13 protein-coding genes are annotated in these 21,899 nt (G+C 71.2%); 6 read left to right on the forward strand and 7 right to left on the reverse strand.

Going from position 1 to position 21,899, the window contains the following annotated elements:
• Nucleotides 1-85 precede the first annotated feature (85 nt).
• Genes IT780_RS10870 through IT780_RS10885 form a run of 4 tightly spaced genes read left to right on the forward strand, consistent with a single transcriptional unit; the run spans nucleotide 86 to nucleotide 7,987 of the window.
• Entirely contained in the window at nucleotides 86-1,162 is a 1,077-nt protein-coding gene (locus IT780_RS10870) for a CHAT domain-containing protein (protein ID WP_199511314.1), read from the forward strand.
• Nucleotides 1,162-2,619, forward strand: coding sequence for a CHAT domain-containing protein (locus tag IT780_RS10875; protein WP_199511315.1), 1,458 nt, complete (start codon nucleotides 1,162-1,164; stop codon nucleotides 2,617-2,619). The genes IT780_RS10870 and IT780_RS10875 overlap by 1 nt, the downstream gene beginning before the upstream one ends.
• Nucleotides 2,616-6,434 carry a tetratricopeptide repeat protein gene (locus IT780_RS10880; protein WP_199511316.1) on the forward strand — a complete coding sequence of 1,273 codons (3,819 nt, stop codon included), beginning with the start codon at nucleotides 2,616-2,618 and terminating at the stop codon, nucleotides 6,432-6,434. Before IT780_RS10875 ends, IT780_RS10880 begins: the two co-directional genes overlap by 4 nt.
• The gene (locus IT780_RS10885) at nucleotides 6,431-7,987 is read left to right on the forward strand and encodes a hypothetical protein (protein ID WP_199511317.1); all 1,557 of its coding nucleotides are present in this window, start codon (nucleotides 6,431-6,433) and stop codon (nucleotides 7,985-7,987) included. Before IT780_RS10880 ends, IT780_RS10885 begins: the two co-directional genes overlap by 4 nt.
• Nucleotides 7,988-8,005: 18 nt before the next feature.
• Here the strand turns inward: IT780_RS10885 and IT780_RS10890 are convergent, their stop codons facing one another.
• The 7 genes from IT780_RS10890 to IT780_RS10920 form a co-directional block, all read right to left on the reverse strand.
• On the reverse strand, nucleotides 8,006-11,851 hold the full coding sequence (locus tag IT780_RS10890; RefSeq protein WP_199511318.1) for a discoidin domain-containing protein: 3,846 nt from the start codon (nucleotides 11,849-11,851) through the stop codon (nucleotides 8,006-8,008).
• Between the two features lie 64 nt (nucleotides 11,852-11,915).
• On the reverse strand, nucleotides 11,916-14,684 hold the full coding sequence (locus IT780_RS10895; protein ID WP_199511319.1) for a galactose-binding domain-containing protein: 2,769 nt from the start codon (nucleotides 14,682-14,684) through the stop codon (nucleotides 11,916-11,918).
• A gap of 14 nt (nucleotides 14,685-14,698) precedes the next feature.
• On the reverse strand, nucleotides 14,699-16,288 hold the full coding sequence (locus IT780_RS10900; protein ID WP_307831128.1) for a glycoside hydrolase family 13 protein: 1,590 nt from the start codon (nucleotides 16,286-16,288) through the stop codon (nucleotides 14,699-14,701).
• Nucleotides 16,289-16,309: 21 nt separating this feature from the next.
• Nucleotides 16,310-17,278, reverse strand: coding sequence for a carbohydrate ABC transporter permease (locus IT780_RS10905; protein WP_199511320.1), 969 nt, complete (start codon nucleotides 17,276-17,278; stop codon nucleotides 16,310-16,312).
• A 9-nt stretch (nucleotides 17,279-17,287) separates the two neighbouring features.
• Nucleotides 17,288-18,190, reverse strand: coding sequence for a carbohydrate ABC transporter permease (locus IT780_RS10910; RefSeq protein ID WP_199511321.1), 903 nt, complete (start codon nucleotides 18,188-18,190; stop codon nucleotides 17,288-17,290).
• A gap of 14 nt (nucleotides 18,191-18,204) precedes the next feature.
• Nucleotides 18,205-19,563 carry an ABC transporter substrate-binding protein gene (locus IT780_RS10915; protein ID WP_199511322.1) on the reverse strand — a complete coding sequence of 453 codons (1,359 nt, stop codon included), beginning with the start codon at nucleotides 19,561-19,563 and terminating at the stop codon, nucleotides 18,205-18,207.
• Between the two features lie 230 nt (nucleotides 19,564-19,793).
• Nucleotides 19,794-20,804, reverse strand: a complete 1,011-nt coding sequence (locus IT780_RS10920) for a LacI family DNA-binding transcriptional regulator (protein ID WP_199511323.1) — start codon at nucleotides 20,802-20,804, stop codon at nucleotides 19,794-19,796.
• A gap of 162 nt (nucleotides 20,805-20,966) precedes the next feature.
• Between IT780_RS10920 and IT780_RS42605 the strand changes: the two genes are divergently transcribed.
• Nucleotides 20,967-21,473: a methyl-accepting chemotaxis protein gene (locus IT780_RS42605; RefSeq protein ID WP_307831129.1), complete on the forward strand. Its 507-nt coding sequence runs from the start codon at nucleotides 20,967-20,969 to the stop codon at nucleotides 21,471-21,473.
• A gap of 42 nt (nucleotides 21,474-21,515) precedes the next feature.
• Complete coding sequence (locus tag IT780_RS10930; RefSeq protein ID WP_199511324.1) at nucleotides 21,516-21,890, forward strand: MerR family transcriptional regulator; 375 nt, start codon at nucleotides 21,516-21,518, stop codon at nucleotides 21,888-21,890.
• Nucleotides 21,891-21,899 lie beyond the last annotated feature (9 nt).

The raw sequence follows: 21,899 nt of genomic DNA on the forward strand, positions 1-21,899 counted from the left end.
CGATGGAGAACCCTGATACGCCCTGCCCGCCCGGGAGGAAGTCGTGGGCGTCGCCGCGCGAGTCGCTGCCCGAATCGTCGTCTCGGTGTCCACCGACGGCACCGTCACCGCGCGCCGCGACGACGAGACCTCGAAGCGGGGCACGCGGCGCGTCGACGGGGTCGACTCCGAGCTGGCGCGGGTCTTCGCGCGGTGGCTGGCGCGGCGTACCGACGGCTGGACACGCGACGAGATCAGGCCGTTCGGCGCGCTGCTGCACCGGATGCTGTTCCCCCGCGAGGTGTGGTCGTTCATCGACTCCACGGTGGCCGGAGTCCCGGACGGCGGCCTCGTACGCCTCCAGCTGTCCTTCCCCGGCGCCGCGCTGAGCCACCTGGCCGCCCTGCCGTGGGAGTACCTGTACGTCCCGCCCGGGCCGGGCCTGGTGCAGAACACCTTCCTCGCCACCCACGAACGGGTCCTGCTGTCGCGCCACATCCCGGCCGTCGGCGGGCCGATGGTGCCGCCGGAGCCGACGTTCCGGGTGCTCGTCGTCGTCGCGCAGCCGAACGACCAGGTCGACGTGATACCCGAGCCGGTCCTCGCGGCGCTGGGCAAGCTCGGCGACCACAGCTGGCTGCGCGTCACCGTGATGACGGACGAGGCCACGCCGGCCGCCCTGCTCCGCGAGGTGGAGCAGGTCCGACCGCACCTGATCCATTTCATCGGCCACGGCTTCTACGACGAGAGGGACGAGGTGGGCACCGTCGCGCTGGTCGACGTGGACGGCAGCAGCAAGATGGTCACCGGTGACGAGCTGGCGGGCCTCTGGCAGCGCGCCGGGGTGCCGCCGCGGATGGTTCTGCTCGAGTCCTGTCAGGGCGCGACGGCGGAGGCCCGCGGCACCTTCTCGGGCACCGCGCCGCAGCTGGTCCTCTCCGGTACCCGGCTCGTGGTGGCGATGCAGTACGCGGTGACGCCCGAGATGGCGGCCGCCTTCTCGACGGAGTTCTACGCCGCGCTCGCCGCCGGGCTGCCGGTGGACGCGGCGGTGCAGCGAGGGCGCCGGCTCGTCGCGAGCGCGCTCACCACCGAGCAGGATCCGCGGATGCTCGGCGTCCCGCTGGTCTACCTGCAGAACGACTTCGGTGCCGTACTGACCACGAGCGGCGGTGACGCCTGATGGGCGAGCGGATCTTCGAGTACATCCTCACCGTGCGCGAGAAGACGATCTCCGCACGCTGGCAGTTCCACGATGCCGACGGCGTCAAGATCGAGAACGAGACCGCCGAGCAGGACATCGAGAGCGACCCGCTGCGCACCCAGACGATCAAGATCCTGCGGGACTGGCTGAGCCGCTGGGGTGTGCTGTCCCGGCTGCGCGAGACGTACGAGGGCCTGCCGGTGCCCGGGACGTTCAAGGTCTTGGGCGAGCACCTGTACCGCCTCGTGTTCACCGGCGACGTCGCGACGGCGTTCGACCGGGTGTACGACGCCGCGAGCGACCAGGGCGAGACGCTGCGGGTGGTGCTCAACTTCGAGCTCTCGGAGGAGCAGGGCCCGGACGAGCTCGCGGGCTACCCGTGGGAGTTCCTGTACCGGCCCGGCCCGGACGGCTTCTTCATCGCCGCGCAGACCAGGTTCGTGCTGAGCCGGTGGGTGGCGCTGGGACCGGGCCGGGCGAAGATGCCGGAGGACCCGCCCCCGCTGCGGGTGTGGTTCTTCATGCTCACGCCCGCGCTCGCCGGGTTCGAGGCCGAGCACCAGGAGCTCCTCATGACGTTCTCCGAGATCGGGGACTACCGGGGGGCGCTGCGGCCGCGGCTGCATCCGCGGCTGACCGAGGAGAAGATCCGCGCGGAGCTGCGCGAGGCGGACGACCCGCCGCACATCATCCACGTCGTCGCGGTGTGCCGGACCGCCCGGCCCAACGGCGAGGGCAAGTTCGAGATCGCGTTCCAGGACGATCGGGGCCGGGTCGTCTGGCGGGATCAGGACACGCTGGTGGGCCTGCTGGCGGAGGCGATCCGTCCGGGGTGGACCCCGCGCATGGTGGTCCTGCACCTGTGCGAGACGACCGCCGTCGACTACTCGGCGACGTTCGGCAACCTCGCCCCGAAGCTCGCCCGGGAGAAGTTCCCGGCGGTGCTCGCGATGCAGTACCCGCTGCCGGCGGCGCAGGCGAAACGGTTCACGTCGTCGTTCTACCAGCTCCTCGCCGAGGGCTGGCAGATCGGCGACGCCGTGCAGCACGCGCGGGAGGCGTTCCACCATGCCGCCGACGCCGACCGGCTGTTCGGCGCGCCCGTGCTCTACCTGCAGACGGTCGACGGGCGGCTGGTGCGTACGGCCAACGCGGGCCCGGCCGTGACCCCCGCCGACGTGCTGCCGGCCGTGCCCCGGGACAGTGCCGCGCTGATCGACGCGTTGTGGCGTACAGCGATCGTCGAGGCCCCGGAGCCCGAGGTCGGCGCCCGCGTGGCCCAGGAGGTCCGGGACACCGCCTGGCCCGCGGAGACCGCCCACTGGGAACGCATCATCCGCCAGTGGTGGTACGCCGAGGACGACGTCCAGGCGGTGCAGCACCTCTACCGGGCGATGATCCGGCTGGTGGCACCGGAGCCGGGGGGTGCGGCATGAGCCCGGAGGGTCGGGGCGCCGGCGACGGTGCCCCGAGGCGCGGGGCCGCCGGCCGCGACGACGTCCGCAGCGACGTCCACGACATCGTCGAGCGGATGCGCAGGACGGCGGAGGCGCGGGCGCGCGGGCTGCGGCACACCGTCGCGACCCGGGCCCTCCTGCTGCCGTTGACGGGTGCGACCGACTACGGCTCGCTGCGCCGCCAGCTCGACGACCTCTCCCAGGAGCTCGAGGCGCTGACGTCGATCACCTCCGCCGCCCGGGCTGAGCTGGAGGGCGTCGAGTCGCGGCGTGCCGAGGAGATGCGCTTCAGCGACGTCTGGTGGGACCAGCGCCAGGAGATGATCCGGTCGGCCGGGTCGCCGCAGCCGCAGGGCCGGATCTGGGTACGCACGTTCGTCGAGGCCATGCTGGCCCGCCAGTACCCGATCTGCCGGCGCCTGACCACGCCCGGGGAGTCGGCGGTGCCGGCCGACGCCGCGCTCGTCGGTGACGCGGCGGCCGCGATCGCCGGGCTGAGCCGGGGCCGCCTCGAGCGCGCCGTACCGCTGCTGCAGTCCCTCGTCGCCGGCCCGTGGGCGGCCGGGGTGTCCCGTCCCCATCGCTTGTCCCTGGTGTGCCTGCTCGTCCGGTCGCTGCTGTCCGGCAAGACCGACCGGGTGCAGGCACGCCGGTTCCTCGACGCTGCGCTGGCGACCGTGGCCGGCGCGTCCGGCACCGACCGGGACGCGCGCCAGGCCACGCTCCGCGCGCTCGAGGGCGAGCTCCTGCTGGCGGAGGGAGATCCCGCGGCCGCCCGCGCGGCGTTCGAGGCGGCCACGCGGCTGGTGCCGGACGATCCCCTGGCCTGGGTGGGGCTCGGTCTCGTGGCGGAGCGGACGGCCGACTGGTTCCGCGCCCAGGAGTGCTACGACACCGCGGCGTCGTGCACCCCGCCGGGGTACCGCTTCGGCCGGCTGTTCGAACCCGCGCCGGGCAACCTGTACTGGCGTCTGAGCCGGCGGCTGGTCCGGCTGGGCCGGCACGAGGAGGCGCTCGAGGCCCTGGACGAGGCCCTGAGGCGCGGGGTGTCGGGCGGGGACCAGTTCCGGGAGAGCCGGGCGCTCACGCTGAGGGCGGAGACGCTGCTGGAGCTGGGGCGACCCGTACCGGCGGCCGAGGCGTTCCACCGGGCCGGCCTGCGCTTCCAGAGCGAGGGCGACTACGAGTCCGCCCGGGACTGCCTCGTGCGGGCGTGCGACGGAGACCCGGGGAAGCCGGTCTACCGGTGGTCGCTGGCCGAGGTGCTCCGCATTGTCGCCCTCGGCCTGCCGGCGAACGACCGGTCCGGGCTGCTGGACCGTGCCGCGGAACGCTGGGAGGAGGGTGCGGGCCTCGGTGAGCCGGGCCCCGGCGAGGCGTGGGCGTACGTCACCCTGGGCCTCATCCGGCACGCCCGCCGCGAGCTGGAGGGCGACGAACGCCGGGGCAGCTGGGAGGCGGCGATCGCGACCCAGCACGCGCTCGTGCTCGACGCCCGGTACGGCCCCGGCTGGGCCTTCCTGGCCATGATCCACAACTGGCTCGACAACAGCCGGACCGCCCTCGTCGCCTGCGACAACGCCCTGGAGCTGGATCCCGGCGACGAGGTGGCGCTGCAGGAGCACGTCACCGCCCTGCTCCAGCTGGGCCGGTTCCGTGCGGCGGGCGAGGCCCTCGACCGGCAGCACGCCAGGCCCGGCGCCGCCGCGCGGTCGTTCCAGGACGCCTACTACCTGCTGCTGTCGGGGGACCCGGACGGCGCCCTGCGCGTGCTCGCCGCGCAGTCGACCGACGAGGAACCGGCGTACCGGATGGCCCGCGCGCTCTGCCTGCAGCGTGCCGGGCGGGACGACGAAGCCCGCGAAGAGGCCACGTGGTACTGGGAACAGGTCGACCGGGCGAGCATCGCGACCGACGCGGACGCGCAGTCCATGCTGGCGCTCGCCGCCTATCTCCTGGGTCACCACGACGAAGCGGAGGAGATCTACGAGGAGCAGTTGCGGTCCGACCGGGAGGGGTCCACCCTGGCCGCTCTCGGGCTGGTGCGGCTGGCACGCGGCGACCCGCGCCGCTCGGATGCCGAGGTGGGGCGCGAGAACGTTCTCGCCGGCATGGCCGGCATGCGGGACGCCGGGGACGTCGTCATCGTGGCCGACATCCTGCTGCCGGAGCTGGTACGGCGCCTCGAGCGGGATCCGGCTGCCGACGCCGGTCCTGCCCGGGCCCTGCTGGACGAGGTGGCGCGGCTGGCCGACCGGCGCCGCGAGACGCTGGCGGACGACGACCGGGAACCCGAGCAGGAGTTGCAGGAGGCGCTGGACGACGCGCGCGACGACGGCCGCGACGGTGTTCGCCGGCGGGCGTGTCACGGCGCGCTCGGTCTGCTGGCACTGTCGCGCAAGAAGGAGCAGGAGGCGCTCACCCACTTCGGCGAGGTGGCCCACGCCGATGCGCCCGAGGGGCGGGCCGGGCTGCTCGCGGCCGTACGGGCACTGCAGGACGCCGCCGACGGCCTGGTAGCCGAGGGCGTGGTGGCCCAGGCCCGCGACTGGTACGACGTGCTCATGCGCCAGGCCGACGCCCTCGCCGAGGGGCGCCGTGAGTCAGCGGATGCAGCGGTGGCGGAGCTGCGCGCCGGGCTGCGGTGGCGGGCGGTGCTCGCGGCCGTCGAGCTCGGGCAGACGGCACAGGCGACCGCTCTCGCCGCGAGTTTTCCCCGGGCCGAGCGCGACGCCGTCGACGTCGCCGGTCTGAAGAGGATCGGGCAGACGTTCGTCCGCGACGTGGACGGCTACTGGCGGCAGGTCGACGGGCTGGCGGAGATCCGCGCGCACGACACCGTGCCGAGGGAGACGGCGGAGCAGGTGGACGTGCTGCGGGCGGCGTTGCGTCTGGACGGCGTGTACCAGCTCCGCCGCTCGGACGCCGACCCCGCCGCCACCTTCCCGCTCACCAACCCGGTCATGGTGCGGCTCGGCGAGCGGGCGGCCGGTCCGGGCGCCCCGGATGTCCAGCCTCTGCTGCACGCGATGCGCAAGCGGGTCGAGCGTGCCATGGGCATCACGGTGTCCGGCATCAAGGTGGTTCCCGGACCGGACCTCGCGCCGGAGACGTACGAGGTGTGCTTCGAGGGCGTGCCGGTCCGCTCGGGACGGCTGGCGGGCGGGGACGCGGCCGGGCTCGACGGTGTCGTGGCCGACGTGGAGGCGTTCGTCGTGGCGAACCTGGCCCGGCTGTTCGGACCGGACGACCTGTTGAACTGGGCCGCCGCGGCCGACGGCGGGCTCGGTGACGCCTCGCGGGACCTGCTGGAGGACCGGGAGTTCCGGCTGGCCGTGCACCGGGTCCTGCGGCATCTGCTGTGGGAGGGTGTGCCGCTGACGGCACGCGCCAAGGTGCTCGAGACGGTGAGCACGGCCGTCGCCGAGACCCGGTGCAAGGCGATGCCGGCCCTCGAGGCCGCCCGCGCGCGGCTCGTCCACTTCCTGCCGGACCATGCGGCGGAGCGCAAGGGACGCGAGCTGCCGGCCGATCTCGCCGCCGATCTCGCCGCCGGCCTGGTCGCGGGCGCGGCCGACACCGGCACGGGTACGCCGCAACCCTCGGCGTGGCAGCGCGACCGGCCGGACGCGCTGGCGGTCACCGAGCGGCTCCGGGAGTGGTGGCACGGCGGGGGAGACCCGAGCGAGCCCGTGGTCGTCGATCAGCCGGAGCTGCGGCCGATCGTCTGGCGGCTTCTGGCGGCGTGCGGCGAGCGGCCCACCGTGCTGGCGAGAGGGGAGCTGCGCCGATGACCGCGTCCGAATCGATGTGGACCCGCGTGGTCCGGGCGGCGGACCGCGGCGGGCGGCTCTCCGAGCTGCTGACCAGGCCCGAGGGTGCGGACCGGGTCGTCGCCGTGTCGCTGCGGGTGCCGTACCGCGGGCAGGCCGACGCCGCGGTGCTGCAGCGGGCCACGGACGAGGTGACCCGGGTGGTGCAGGATCACCTGACCGCGCTGGGGCTCCCGGGCCGGCCGGTGGTCTCGGTGACACCTTCGGCGACCGGCGCGGCGGAGCCGTACCTGTTGCGGATCAACGGCCGGCGGGTCCGGTGCGCGGGCGCCGACCTGCCGGACCCCACCGATATGCCCCGGTACGCCGCGACGGTGTGCGCCGCCGCGATCCTCCGGCGCCCTTCGATCCTGCTCGGTGCCGTACCCATCGAGGTGTTCGCCGGGGAGCTGGACGGCGGCCGGGTCGGGGCGGCGCGCCTGGCCGCCGCCCTCCCGCGCGTGCTGGACCAGGGCGTGTCCCTCGCGGACCGGGAGGCGGTCCGGGCCGTGCTGGACGACGCGGGCGACGCCCTGCACCCGGCGGAACTGGCCGAGGCGCTGACGGCGGCGTTGCAGTCGCCCACCGTGGACGTCCGGTTCACCCGGGAGACCCTGCGTCACGTGACCACCGCGCAACCGGCGGACCGGGAGCTGTTCTCGTCGCTGCGCACCCAGTTCTACTCCGAGCAGGGTGTTCTCGGTCCCGGCTTCCGCTTCGTGGTGGACCCGGACGTCCCGGAGCGGCATTTCGCGATCCGGATCAACGCCCTGGTGCTGCCCGCGATCCCGCTGTGCACCGCGAACCCGCTCCACGAGGTGCACGACGCGTTGCTCGCGATGCTCCGGCGGCACGCGTCCTGGCTCGTGTCGCTCACCGGGCTCATGGAGGTGCTCGAGCCGCTGCGCTGGGCATTGCCCGACACCGTCCGCGCGGTGGAGAAGCGGTTCAGCGGGCGCTGGCTCGCCGCGGTGGCCCGGGCGCTGGTCGACGAGGGGATCTCCGTACGCCACCCCGCGACCCTGCTGGACTGGCTGCTCGACCTGGATCCCACCGCCCCGCCACCGGGCTGGGTACGGCTGTCGGAGGGCCCGGTCGCCGTGGCGGCCGTACGCTCACCGGCCCTGCTGCCCGATCCCCGGGATGCCGTGGCGTCGCTGCGGAGCCGATGGCTGGAAGAGGACGCCCGCATGGTGCCCCGCGACGGCCCGCTGCCGGTGCACCGGCTCGACGCCGCGCTCGAGGCGGAGGTGGCGAAGGCGGCGGCGACCGGCCCGCAGACGGCGGAGGACGTGGCGGAGCGTGTCGCCGCCGCGGTCCGGCGCACGCTCCCGGACGCGCGCGGGGCGCCGCTGGTGGCGCCCTCACTGCGGGCCCGCACGTGGCTGCTGGACGAGTTGCGGGCCGAGTTCCCCGGCCTGCGCGTGCTGGCGGTGGGGGAATTCCCGCCGTCGCTGGAGCTGCTGCGGCTGCCGGCCGGAGCAGCATCCGGAGCGCTCACCACACCCCCGCGTGGCGTCGCGGGAGTGTGGTGAGCGTCGTACGACGGCCCGTCAGTTACGGACGATGGTGAAGGTGGTCGTCGGGTTCTCGATGTCGCGCCAGTTGTTGCTCAGGCGCAGGTTGGTGAAGGTGGCCGAGCCGACCGCCGGGCCCTGGTTGGCCTCGGGCATCGGGTTGGCCCAGATGCCGAAGCCGGACTTGGCGTCGAACTCGTCGCCGCTCTTCTGCGCCCCGCTGATCGACACGTTGGTGAAGACCGTGTCCTTGATCGGGTACTGCGGGCTGCCGGGCGCGGTGTAGTTGGTCTGGAACATGATGCCCGAGTACGTCGGGTCGACGATGTCGACGTTGCTGACCCGGATGCCCTGGAACACCTTCGACGCGGAGAACACCCAGATCGCCGGGAACGTCTGCGCGCCCCAGAAGTGGCCGCCGGCGCGGACGATCGAGATGTTGTCGAACACCGTCGGCGGGTCGGCACCGAAGCCGTTCATCGGGTAGCCGAAGTCCAGCGAGCTGATCGTGATGCCCGAGTAGACCAGGGTGTCGGCGATGTAGATGTTCTTGAAGGTGTTGGCGTACCCGCCGTAGACCGCGACGCCCGCGGCGCGCCAGGTGAGCGTGGACGACAGGTTGGAGTAGACGTTGTTGATCTCGTCGGAGCCACCCGCGTCGATCGCCGAGAACAGCGCGAAGCTGTCGTCGCCGGTGGCCCGGGCGTCGTTGTTGTCGACGAGGTTGTCGGTGCTGCCGTTGGTCATGTTCACGCCGTCGGCGAACGTGTTGCGGATGCGCGAGTTCTTGATGACCATGTGGTCGGTGTTCGCGCCCCAGTAGAGGCAGACCGTGTGCTCCGCCCAGATGTTGTCGATCGTGACGTTGGCGACGTTGGCGAAGTCGAAGACCTTGCCGGGGCCGTCCTGGCGGATCGTGTAGTTGCCGAAGAACGCGAAGTTCTTGAACGTGGAGCCGTTCGCCGTGCCGTCGGCCCGGAAGCCCGCGTCGGTCTCCGACTGGTTCTGCGGCGTGAAGAACCTCGTGTACCAGGGCCCGGCGCCGACGACCTGGGTCGCCTTGCCGTACACCTGGAACTTGTTGGAGGTCTGGTAGTCGCCCGGCGGGAGGTAGACGCCGACTTTGCTGCTGTCCATCCGGGCCGCGTCCAGCGCCGCCTGCACGGACTGCTGGTCGAAGCCGGTGGGCACCACGTACGTGGCCGGGTTGGGGTTGGCGACCGGCGCGACCTGCTCGGTGTTGATGAAGTCGATCGCGATGTTTCCGCCGTTGCCGGAGTCCTTCTGCAGCTTGATGACGCTGCCGGCCGGGTACGAGCCGGACAGCATGATGTTGGCCTCGTCGTAGATGTGCCGCGGGCCGGTGCCCGAGTTCTGCGGCGCGGTCTCGTTGCCGTACAGCCACGCGTAGCGCGAGGTGAGCGGCAGCGTCTTGTTCAACGACCCGTTGACGTAGACGTTGATCGAGCTGGTCGTGGTGTCCGGGATGGAGAACCGCGCCACGACCGTGTTGGTCGCCGCCCGCGTCGTCCACTGCACGTACGCGCCGGTGGTGTTCAGCGTGACCGCCTTGCGCCCGGACGCCTCGCCCGCCAGGTCGCCGACCTTGCGGTTGGGGCCGACCACCTGGGCGCCGCCGCCGACGGTGCCGTCCTCGGCCTCGTACATGTCATAGGGCATGTTGGCGCCGCGGCCGACGAAGAACGGCTTCTCGCTGGTGTTGTTGCCCTGCTTGACCGGCAGCTCGTTGGTGTCGTTCGCCAGCACCGTGCGGACCGTGTACTTGCCGTTGACCGCGGTCCACGTGCCGAGGCTGATCGCCGGCGACGACGCGCCGGGTGCCAGCGTGCCGGACCACGAGCCGGTCAGGGTCTTCACGACCGAGCCGTTGTCGCCGAGGACCGTCACGGTGACGCCGTGCGACCCGCCGGCCGAGGCGGCGGTGCCCTGGTTGCGGAGGGTGACGCTGAAGGTGACCGTCTGGCCCGCCGACGGGTTCGACGGCGACCAGCTCACCACGGACGCGACGAGGTCGGAGCTCGAGACCGGCGCGACCACGAGGTCGCCCGGATTCGTGTACGCGTTGTTCGCGTCGTTCTGCTCGATGACGGTGTTCGCCTCGTCCACCTTGGCGCTGAGGCTGTACGTACCCGCGTCGCGCGCGCCGATGTTCGCGGTGACCGTGGTGGACGCCCCGGCCGCCAGCGCACCGACGTTCGCGGTGCCCACCTTGGTGCTGCCGAGGTAGAAGTTGACGGTCGTGGCCGGGCTGCCGGCGTTGCCCGCGTTGCGGACGGTGGCCGACAGCGTGACGGCGTCCGTCTCGACCGGCGAGGCCGGCGAGAACGACATGCCGCTGATCGTGAGGTCGGGGTTCGGCGCGGGCACGCCGATGACCTGGAACTCCGCGACCTGGCCGCTGGGCGCGCCGCTGTTCGCGGTGAAGCTCAGCCGGACGTCCGCGGCTGTCGCGCTGACCGGGATGGTCACCGTGTTGCCGCTCGCCGGGTTGAACGTGTACGTCGCCGAGTTCACCAGCGTGCTGAACGCGCTCGCGCTCTGCTCCCGGCCGAGCACGGAGAACGTCTGGGTCCGCGTACCCCACTCGGTCGACGGGTTGAGCTTGACCACGACGGAGCTGGTGGTGGCGTTGGCGCCGAGCGAGACGGTCAGGTTCGCCGGGTACGCGCTGCCCTCCCAGTACGTGGCCGTGTCGTTGTCGTTCGCGTTGGTGGCCACGAACGTGAAGACGGTCGACGAGGCGGTGATGGGCTTGCCCACGGCGAGGTTGGTCCCGCCCGTGACGGTGCCGGTCCGGGTGACCGTGTTGCTCGCCGCGGAGACGTTACCGGCGGCGTCGCGAGCCTTGACGTAGTACGCCACGGTCGCGCTGGCCGGCTGGTTGTCGGTGTAGGTCAGCACGGTGCCGGCCACGGTCGTCTTGAGCGAGCCGTTGGCGTAGACCTCGTAGCCGGTGACGCCGACGTTGTCCGACGACGCGCCCCAGTCGAGGCGGATCTGCCCGGTCGCCGGCTGGGTGTACGACAGCGTTCCCGGCGTGGTGGGCGCGACGGTGTCGCCGGAGGTGCCCGTACGCGTCACCGTGTTGCTGTTCGCCGAGGCGTTGCCGGCCGCGTCCCGTGCCCGCACGTAGTACTGAACGGTCGCGCTGTCGGGCTGGCTGTCCAGGTACGTCAGCACGTTGCCCGCGACCGTGGTCCGCAGCGAGCCGTTGGCGTAGACCTCGTAGCCGGTGACGCCGACGTTGTCGTTTGCAGCGGCCCACGTCAGCCGGATCTGACCGCTCGCCGGCTGGCTGTACGCGAGCCCGCCCGGCGCGCTGGGTGCCTGGGTGTCGCCGGTGGCCGGGCCGTACACCTCGAGCTCGGAGATCTGCCCGGCCGGCCAGCCGGTGTTGCCGGTGACCGAGATGCGCACGTAGCGGGTGGTGGCCGCGCCGAAGTCGATGGTGACCGTGTTGCCGGTGGCCGGGTTGAACGTGTAGCCCGCGCTCGCCTTGAGGTCGGAGAAGCCGGAACCGGTGGTGCTGCCCTGCACGGCGAGGGTCTGCGTCCGCGTCTGCCAGGCGGTGGCCGGCGGCAGCTTGAGGACGGTCTGGTTGACGCTGACGGCCTGGCCGAGGTCGACCTGGAGCCACTGCGGGAAGGCGTTGTTGGCGCTCTCCCAGTACGTGTCCGGGTTGCCGTCGCCGGCGTTGCCGGCGCCGTACACGTCGGTGAAGCTGCTGGCGCTGAAGGTCTTGCCGGCGGCGAGGTTGGGTCCGGCCGCAGCGGCGGGGGCGGTGGGGGAGACGACCTGGAGGACGGCGGTGGTGAGGGAGGCGGCGGCAAGAGCCACCACAATTCGTCGCAATCTAGACATGGTTGGGCGCGCCTTCTTCCGTGCGGGTGGACTTCGCCGGTGTGGGGGAGAGGAGCGGTTCTTGCTACGAGGCGTAGACCTCGAACTCGGAGAGTTGACCCGCGGGCCAGCCGGTGTTGCCGGTGAACGTCAGCCGCAGGTAGCGCTGCGTCGTCGCCGCGAAGGTGACGCTCGCGGTGTTACCCGAGGAAGGGTTGAACGTGTAGCCGGCGCTCGCCTTGACCGTGCCGTACGACGAGCCGTCGGTGGAGCCCAGTACGGACAGCGTCTGGGTCCGGGTCGCCCACGCGGCCGCCGGCGGCAGCTTGAGCACGACCCGGGAGACCGTACGGTTCTGACCCAGGTCCACGGTCAGCGACTGCGGGAAGGCGTTGTTCGCGCTCTCCCAGTACGTGTTCGCGTTGCCGTCCACGGTGTTGGCCGGGGTGTAGACGTCCGCCTGGCTGGTCGCGGTGACGGTGTGTCCGGCGGCCAGATTCCCCGTGGGCGGTGGGGTGGTGGGCGGTGTGGTGGGCGGCGGGGTGGTGCTACCGCCGTCGGCGTACGCCTCGAGCTCGGAGAGCTGACCCGCCGGCCACCCCGTGTTGGCCGAGAAGGTCAGCCGGACGAAGCGGCGGCTGCCGGTGGGCAGGGTGACGGTCGCGGTGTTCCCGCTCGCCGGATTGAACGTGTACGCCTGCGCGCCCACGAGCGACGAGTACGACGAGCCGTCGGCCGACCCGGAGACCGCGATGGTCTGCGAGCGGGTCTCCCAGCCGGACGGCAGCTTCAGCACCAGCCGCCCGACGTTCTGCGCCGAGCCCAGGTCCACGGTGAACGTCTGCGGGAACGACCCGTTGGCGCTCTCCCAGTACGTGGCCGCGTTGCCGTCCACCGCGTTCGCGCCGGTGTACGGCCCGGAGGTGCTGGAGGTGGTGACGGCCTTGCCCTGAGCGAGGTTCCCGGTGGCCGGCGGGGTCGTGGGCGGGTCGGACGGCGGCGTGGTCGGGTTCGACGGCGGCGTGGTCGAGCCGTTGGTCCACTGCGGCGCGGGCCACGGTCCGCAGTCCGGGGTGTCGGTGTACCAGCCGGTGTTCGTGCCGGTCCGGGTGATCTGGAAGCCGGAGCCGACGCAGTTGTGGATCGGCTTGGACTGGGCGATGCCGCTGGCCCGCACGTTGTCGAAGGTGACCTGGCTGGGGGCCTGGACCTGCAGGGCGTACGTGCCGGCGCCGACGATGTTGACGTTGCTCAGCCGGATGCCGCTGGACTGCCCCTCGATCCAGTGCAGGGCCGCGTACGAGCTGTCCAGGATGTCGGTGTCCGTGATGTTGATGGTCGCGCCGGTGAGCGGGGCGTTGAGCCCGTCGAACCAGATCGCGCCGACGCCGAAGTTCCAGTTGTAGTCGGAGTTCCCGGCCCGGATCAGCGTGTTGCGGGCCAGCGTCCAGGTGCCCGCCACGGCGGTGGGCCCGGTGACGCCCGGGTACCGGTTGGCGACGTGGATGCCGCCGCCGTTGGTCACCGTGTCCGACACGACGTTGTCGGTCATCACGATGTCCCGGCCGCCGTAGCTGACGAGGTTGTTCGCGAGGATGGGCGCCACGACGGTGTTGTGGGTGAACGAGTTGTTCGCGTTGGGGACGTCCTGCGCCCACATGGCCAGGCCGTCGTCGCCGGTGTTGCGGACGAACGTGTTGGTGACCGTCGAGTTGGTGACGCCGATGTGGAAGTTCACGCCGTCGGCCGTCTGGTCGAGGATGCGGCTGTTCTTGATGGTGAACCGGTCCATCGGGCCGTCCATCCACGCGCCGACCTTGGTGTGCTGCATCCACACGTTGTCGATCGTCGAGTTGCTCATCGCGCCGCCGAACGCGTTGACCTGGTCGTCGTCGACCCGCTCGCGGATGTCGCCGATGACCGCGAGGTCGCGGACCGTGACGTTCTGGCTCGGGCCGCCGTCGGAGACGTACTTGCCGTAGATGCCGGCGGCCTGGTTGCGCTGCGTCGGGTGCCGGCCGCCGAGCACGGTGTACCAGGGACCGGCGCCGGCCAGCGTCACCCGGTCGACGATGACGTGGCTGTAGAGCGTGTAGTTCCCGCGCGGCACGTAGACCGTACGGCCGGAGGACGACCCGGCGTTGACCGCGGCCTGGAACTTGGCCGTCGAGTCCGTCGCGCCGGTCGGGTCGGCGCCGTAGTCGGCGACCACGTCGATCGCACCGGACGGCTTGCCGAGCTCGGCGGGCACGTTCTCGAAGTCGGCCAGGTCGATGGTGAACGTGGGGGACTGCGCGGTGGACGAGACCTGGAGGCGGAGCTTCGTGCCGGCCGCGTACGTCGTGCCGAACATCGTCCGGGCCTCGTCGTAGAAGTGGTGCGGGTTCGAGTCGCCCGGGTTGTTGTTGAACGGGTAGCCGCCGTAGAACCAGCTGTACTTCGAGGTGACCGGTACGGACTTCACGACCGAGCCGTTGGCCCGTACGTCCAGCGAGGCGTCGCGGCCCGCGCCGTTGTTGCCGTCCGGAATGCTGTAGCGGAACGTCATGGCGTTGGCGGGCTTGGTGAGGGTGAACTCGACGTACTCGCCGGCCGCGTCGAGGGTGACCGCCTCGCGGCCGGACGCCTCCGACGACAGCTGGCCGTAGTAGCGGCTGGTGCCGGTCTTCGTGCCGTTGGTCGCCGCGCTCTCCGCCTCCTGCTCGGCGAACGGGACGGTGGCGCCGCGTCCGGGGACGTCGAAGGGGGAGAGCCCGGCGGCCTGCGCCGGGGCTGCGGTCCAGGTAGCCACCGCGGTGGCTGACACCACCACCGCGGTGGCGGCCACGACGGCCAGTTTTCGGGGGACGGCCATGGGGATGCCTTTCGTCAGGTGGCCAGGCGCAGCCACACGGCGGTGTCCGGGGGAAGGAAACCGTTTTCCAGGGGGCTGCTGGTCAGAAGGACGGTGTGGTGCACCGGAAGCTCGACGGCTTCCGGAGACAGATTGAGGACGCAGGCAAAACCCGCGCCCCGGGTGTACGCCAGCACGCCGGGGGCGCTCGGCAGCCACGTCATCGCCGGTTCGTGCAGGCCGGGCTCGACCCTGCGGGCGGCGATGGCCGAGCGGTAGAGCTCCAGCATCGAGCTGGGGTCGCCGGTCTGGGCCTGGACCGTACGGTCCTTCCACTCGGGCGGCTGGGGCAGCCACGGTTCCGCGGTGGAGAAGCCGAACGGCGGTTCGTCGCCGCTCCACGGCAGCGGGACGCGGCAGCCGTCGCGGCTGTGCCCGCGGCGGGCGTACATCGGGTCCTGCATGCGCTCGACGGGGATGTTCTCGTTCTCCCAGAGGCCGAGCTCCTCGCCCTGGTAGACGTACGTGGCGCCGGGCAGCGACAGCGAGAGCAGCGCGGCGGCGCGGGCGCGGCGGGTGCCCAGCTCCAGGTCCACCGGGGTGCCGTCGAGGTTGTTCTCGAAGCTGAACGTGGTCGTGGTGCGGCCGTACCGGGTGACGTGCCGGGTGACGTCGTGGTTGGACAGCACCCAGGTGGCGGGCGCGCCGACCGCGCGGTGGGCGTCGAGCGTACGGTCGATGCACGCGCGCATCAGCACGGCGTCCCACGCGCAGCCGAGGAAGTCGAAGTTGAACGCGGCGTGCAGCTCGTCGGGGCGCAGGTAGTTGGCGAAGCGGTCGACCTCGGGCATCCACACCTCGCCGATGAGCGCCCGGTCGGGGTAGCCGTCCGACACCCGGCGCCACGCGCGGTAGACCTCGTGCACCTCGTCGAGGTCGTGGAACGGGTGCGGCTGCCCGTCGACCACCGGCGGCAGCCCCCGGTCCTTGAACAGCAGCGCGGCCGAGTCGATGCGGATGCCGTCGACGCCGCGGTCGAACCAGAACCGCAGGATGTCCTCGAACTCGGCGCGGACCCGGGGATGGTCCCAGTTCAGGTCGGGCTGCTCGGGCGTGAACAGGTGCAGGTACCAGTCGCCGGGCGTGCCGTCCGGGTTCGTCGTACGGGTCCACGTCGTGCCGCCGAACTCGCCGGCCCAGTCGGTGGGCATCTCGTCGCCGTTCTCACCCCGGCCCGGGTGGAACCAGAACAGCTCCCGCTCGGGCGCCCGCGGATCGGCGAGCGCCTTGCGGAACCACACGTGCTCGCTCGAGACGTGGTTGGGCACGATGTCGACGATCGTGCGGATGCCGACGGCGTGCGCCTCGGCGATCAGCGCCTCGGCCTTGGCGAGCGTGCCGAAGACCGGGTCGATGTCGCGGAAGTCGGCGACGTCGTACCCCGCGTCGGCCATCGGGGACGGGTACCAGGGGCTCATCCAGATCGCATCGACGCCGAGGGCTGCCAGGTGGCCGAGGCGCGCGCGGATCCCGTCGAGGTCGCCGACGCCGTCGCCGTCGGAGTCGGCGAAGCTGCGCGGGTACACCTGGTAGATGACGGCGTCGCGCCACCAGGAATTGGGCACAGTGACCTGCTTTCTTGACGTTCAGCCCTTGAGAGAGCCCGCGGAGAGCCCGCCGATGATGCTGCGCTGGAAGATCAGGAAGACGACGATCATGGGTACGCTCGCGATGGCCAGCCCCGCCATGAGCTCGGTCGGCGGCACCTGACTGGTGTTGGCGAGCCGGGCCAGCGCGACGCTCAGCGTCTGCGACTCCGGGTCCTGCAACACCAGCAGCGGCCAGAGGAAGTCCTTCCACATCGCGACGATGATGAAGATCGAGGTGACCCCGAGCACCGGGCGCGACAGCGGCAGCACGATCGACCAGAGCTGGCGCAGCCGGCCCGCGCCGTCGATCGCCGCCGCGTCGAGCAGGTCGTCAGGGATCTGGTCGAAGAAGCGCTTGAGCACGTACACGTTGAACGCGTTGGCGGCGGCCGGCAGCCACAGCGCCCACGGCGTGTTGAGCAGGTTGACGTGGAACAGCGGCACGTCCACGACCGTCTTGTACGCCGGCACCAGCAGCGCGGCGGCCGGCAGCATCAGGCTCGCCAGCATCGCGCCGAGCACCACGCGGCCGAACACCGGCTTGAGCTTGCTGAGCGCGTACGCCACCCCGACGTCGACGACCAGCGACAGCAGCCAGCCGCCGACCGCGTAGAACACCGTGTTGGTGAAGTACTTGGCGATCCGCATGTTCGTCCACGCGGTCGCGTACGTCTCCGGGTGCCAGGACTCGGGGATGAAAGTGGGGGTGCTCTGGGCGTACTCGGCGGGCGACTTCACCGCGCTGGTGACCATCCAGTACAGCGGGAAGAGGAACACCAGCGTGAACACCACGAGCGTGGCGCCCAGCGCGAGGAAGTAGAGCGTGCGGTGCCGTTGCAGGTCGACGGCGGAGATGAGGGTCCGGCTCGCCGTACCGGTGGCGCCGACGGTCCGCTTCCGGCGGGGCGGCGCGGGCGCCGGCGGCACCGGGCCGGCCGGGCTCTGCGTCGGGGCGGTGAGGGTCATCGTGGTCTCCTAGTCCCCGCTGCTGCGGGTCAGCCGCAGGTACAGCGCGGAGAACGCGCCGAGCACGACGAACAGCAGCACGCTCATCGCGGCGGCGAGGCCGAAGTCGTTGTTGACGGTGAAGGCGTAGCGGTAGACCAGGACCATCACCGTGATCGTGTCCGGGTTGGACGTACCGGTCAGCGCGTACGGCTCGATGAAGACCTGCATGGTCGCGATGATCTGCAGCAGCAGCAGGACCAGCATGATGAACCGCATCTGCGGGAACGTGACGTGCCGCAGCCGCTGCCAGACGCTCGCGCCGTCCAGCTCGGCGGCCTCGTACAGCTCGCCCGGGATGCCCTGCAGCGCGGCCAGGTACATCAGCGTCGCGCCGCCTAGGTTGGCCCACGTCGACACGAGGACCAGCGAGATCATCGCGGTGGTCGACGACTGGGTCCACTGCGACTCGGGCAGGCCGACGCCGCGCAGCAGCGTGTTGAACAGCCCGGCGCCGGGGTCGTAGAAGTAGCGCCAGAGCAGCACCGCGACGATCGGCGGCAGCATGACGGGCAGGTACACCAGCACCCGGAAGTAGCCGCTGAAGTGGCGGAACTCGTTGAGCAGCACGGCGATGAAGAACGGCAGCGCGAACCCGAAGATCAGGGCCAGCCCGGTGAAGAACAGCGTGTTCTTCCAGGCCGTCCAGAACAGCGGGTCGTCGAAGAGCGCCCGGTAGTTGTCGAGCCCCACCCAGTACGGCGGGACCACGAAGTTGTCCTGCTGGAAGCTGAGGATCACGCCCTTGACGAGCGGGTACCACGAGAAGAAGGCGAAGCACGCCAGGCCCGCGGCCATGAAGGCGTATGCCAGCAGGTTGTCGGAGGCTTTGCGGCGCAGGTGGCCCGCGCGCGCGCCGCGCGCGCGAGCCACCGAGGGAAGTGCACTCACTTGACGGTGGCCAGGATCTGGTTGACCTGGGTCTCGGCGTCGGCCAGCAGCTGGTCGACGTTCGCGTTCTTGTCGGTGAGCACCTTCTGCATCGCCACGTCGAGCGTCGCGTAGATCTGCTGCGCGTTCGGCGGCTCGAGCTTGACCGGGATCGAGCCCATGCTCGCCACGAACGGCGCGTAGTTCTGCTGCGGGACGTTGGCGTACTTCTTGTCGGCCGCGGCCTGGGTCTGCGCCGCCGCGCCGGTGAAGATGGCCGGCTCGGGCAGGCCGACGGGCTGCTTGGTCTCGCTCGACCACTTGTTCTCGGCCTCGTACCGGTCCGCCGAGGTGAACCAGAACGTCAGCCACTTGAGGCCGGCCTGGATCTTCTCGGGGCTCAGGCCCGCCTTGAACATGTAGCCCTCACCGCCGCCCAGCGTGCCCTTGCCGTCCGGGATCGGGCCCAGGCCGTACGTCTCGTACTTGCCCTTGTACTGGTTGACGATCGTGGGGATGTTGTCGGCGGTGGCGAGGTACATGCCGAGCTTGCCGGAGCCCATCTGCTGCAGCAGGTCGGCCCACTCGAGCAGCTGCTTCTGGCCCATCGAGTTGTCGGTCCAGCGCATGTCCTTGAGCTGCTGGAGGACCTGCTTGCCCTGGGGCCCGTTGAACGCGGCCTTCCAGGTGCCGCCCTGGTTCACCGCGACCTCGCCGCCGAGCGAGTACAGCTCCGTGGTGAAGTGCCAGCCGCCGGTGTTGCTCTTGCTGTAGTCGCCGTACCCGATGGTGCCGTTGCCCAGCCCGGCGATCTTCTTCGCCGCGGTCCGCACGTCGGCCCAGGTCTTCGGCGGGTTGTTCGGGTCCAGCCCGGCCTTGGTGAACAGGTCGCGGTTGTAGAGCAGGCCCATCGAGTAGTTCTTGTACGGCAGCCCGTACGTGTTCCCCTTGTCGTCCTGGAAGACCCGCAGCACCTCGGGCTTGATCTGCGAGGTGACCGGATAGTCCTTGAGGTACTTGCCGATGTCGGAGACCTGCCGCTTGGCGATCAGGTTGGCCGGGTCGGTGAAGTAGACGTAGAAGACGTCCTCGAGCTGGCCGCCGGCGAGCTTCGCCGGGAAGGTCTGCGGGTCCATCTTGCCCTCGCGGGCGTCGATCTTGATGGTCGGGTTGGCCTTCTCGAATTCGGCGACGTTGGCGAGGAAGCGGTCGTGGGTGGCCTTCTCGGTGGCCGGCGGGAGGCCGTTGATCACGAGCGTGACCTTGCCGTCCTTCGCCGCTTCTGTGTCGTCGTCCCCGCCGCACGCCGCGGCCGACATGGCGACGCCGGCGACGAGCAGCAGCCCGAGGGCACTGCGCAACCTGCTGGTGAACATGGGGGATTACGCCCCTTCCTGGATGGGGTGCGCGTCTATGGGTGGATCGAAATGTGACGTGGCTCTCGCTGTCATGTTTCGTGGCGATGACGATACAAAGTCAAACGAGGTCCCGCAAGAACTCGACGGCAAGTAGAAAATTTGCGACTCTTGCGGTTCTGGGCACGAAGAAGGGCGGGCCCGCCGGGCCCGCCCTGGTGATGGTGATGAATGTGCTGGTCAGCCGCCCGTCACGAGCGCGCCGGCACCGGCGCGGTGGAGCCGCGCACCACGAGCTCCGGCTCGAACAGCAGCTCGTCGGTGGACGCCGCGGCGCCCTCGATCTGCTTCACGAGCACGTCGACGGCGGCCTGGCCCATCAGCTCGATCGGCTGGCGCACGGTGGTCAGCGGCGGGTCCGTGCACGTCATCAGCGCGCTGTCGTCGAAGCCGACCACGGAGACGTCCGCCGGCACGTCGAGCCCCAGCCGCCGGGCGGCCCGGATCGAGCCCAGGGCCAGCACGTCGCTCGCGCAGATGAGGGCCGTGATCCCGCGCTGGATCAGCCGCGTCGCGGCCAGGCGGGCGCTCTCCATCGAGAACGTCGTCCGCTCCACCGGCCACTGCTCCACGGGGTCCGTCCAGCCCCCCGCCTCGGCGATCGCGGCGAGCTTGCGGCGCGACGGCACGTGGTCCTCCGGGCCCAGCACCATGCCGATCCGTTCGTGGCCGAGCGAGCGCAGGTGCCCGTACGCCTGCTCGACGGCGACCGCGTCGTCGGTGGAGATGTGCGGGAAGCCGAGGTCGTCGACGCCGCCGTTGACCATCACCACGGGCATCCGCCGGTCGAGCAGCTGCTTGTAGTGGCCGTGCTCGGCGTCGGCCAGCGCGTACGACCCGCCGGCGAAGACGACGCCCGACACCTGATGGTCGAGCAGCATCTCGATGTAGTCGCGCTCCGGCACGCCGCCGATCGTGCGGGCGCACAGCGCCGGGGTGAACCCGCGCTGGGCCAGCGAGGCGGTCACCACCTCGGCGAGCGCCGGGAAGATCGGGTTCTGCAGCTCGGGCAGGACGAGGCCGACCAGCCGCCCTCGCTCCCCGCGCAGCTTCGTCGGGCGCTCGTAGCCGAGCACGTCGAGCGCGGTCAGTACGGACGCGCGGGTCGCCTCGGAGACCCCGCTGCGCCCGTTGAGCACCCGGCTGACGGTCGCCTCGCTGACGCCCGCCTTCTTGGCCACCTCGGCCAGACGTTTGGTCACGACGGAATCCTACGTCAGCGCTCTGCAAATCTTGAACCGAGTCTTGCAGCACCGGACGGATCCATGACCGAAATTGCGAACTCCATCAGTCCCCGGAAACCGCCCCGCACCACCGCGGCGAGATGGGATGTTGGTGCGGAGACGAGTGATGGGTGGTGCGCGATGAGTGAATGGGATGCCGCCGGCGACTGGACCGGCGAGAACCCGCAGGACACCGGTCACCACGGGACCGCGGCGGGCGACTCGGTGCACCGGCTCGCCGACGTCAGCAGCGACATGGCCACGGCCACCCGGTCCGCCGTACGCGCCGCCGAGACCGCGGTCGCCGTCATCCAGCGGCTCGACGCCAGCAGCACGGAGATCGGCAAGGTCGTCCAGCTCATCGCCACGATCGCCAAGCAGACCAACCTGCTCGCCCTCAACGCCACCATCGAGGCCGCCCGCGCCGGGGAGGCGGGCCGCGGCTTCGCCGTCGTGGCCAGCGAGGTCAAGGACCTGGCCAACGAGACGGCCACCGCGACCAACGAGATCGGCGGCCAGGTCGGCGGCATCCGCGCCGACACGCAGAACGCGGTCTCGGCGATCGAGGAGATGCAGGCCCTCATCGAGGAACTCGACCGCTGCCAGAAGGTGATCAGCGGGATCGTGGCCGAGCAGCAGGCCGGCTGACCGCGCCCCCACGGCGGCGCCCGCCCGGGGCAGAATCCGGGTATGCCGACCTACACGCCGGGCGAGATCGCCGAGAGGACCGGGTTCAGCCTCGACACGCTGCGCTACTACGAACGCATCGGGCTGCTCGACGGGATCGCGCGCACCCCGGGTGGCCAGCGCGTCTTCGACGACGACGACATCGCCTGGCTGAACATCCTGCGCTGCCTGCGCAACACGGGGATGCCGATCGCCTCGATGCGCCGCTACGCCGACCTCTGCCGCGACGAATCGACGGTCACCGACCGCCGCGAACTCCTCGAACACCACGACGCCGAACTGGGCCGCCGCATCGACGAACTCATCCTCCAGCGCGCCCAGATCCGGGAGAAGATCGGCTACTACCGCTCGGTCGAGGTGCCGGCCGGGGAACAATAGGCGTATGGG

Source organism: Nucisporomicrobium flavum (assembly GCF_016464385.1).
Lineage (GTDB): Bacteria > Actinomycetota > Actinomycetes > Mycobacteriales > Micromonosporaceae > Actinoplanes > Actinoplanes flavus_A.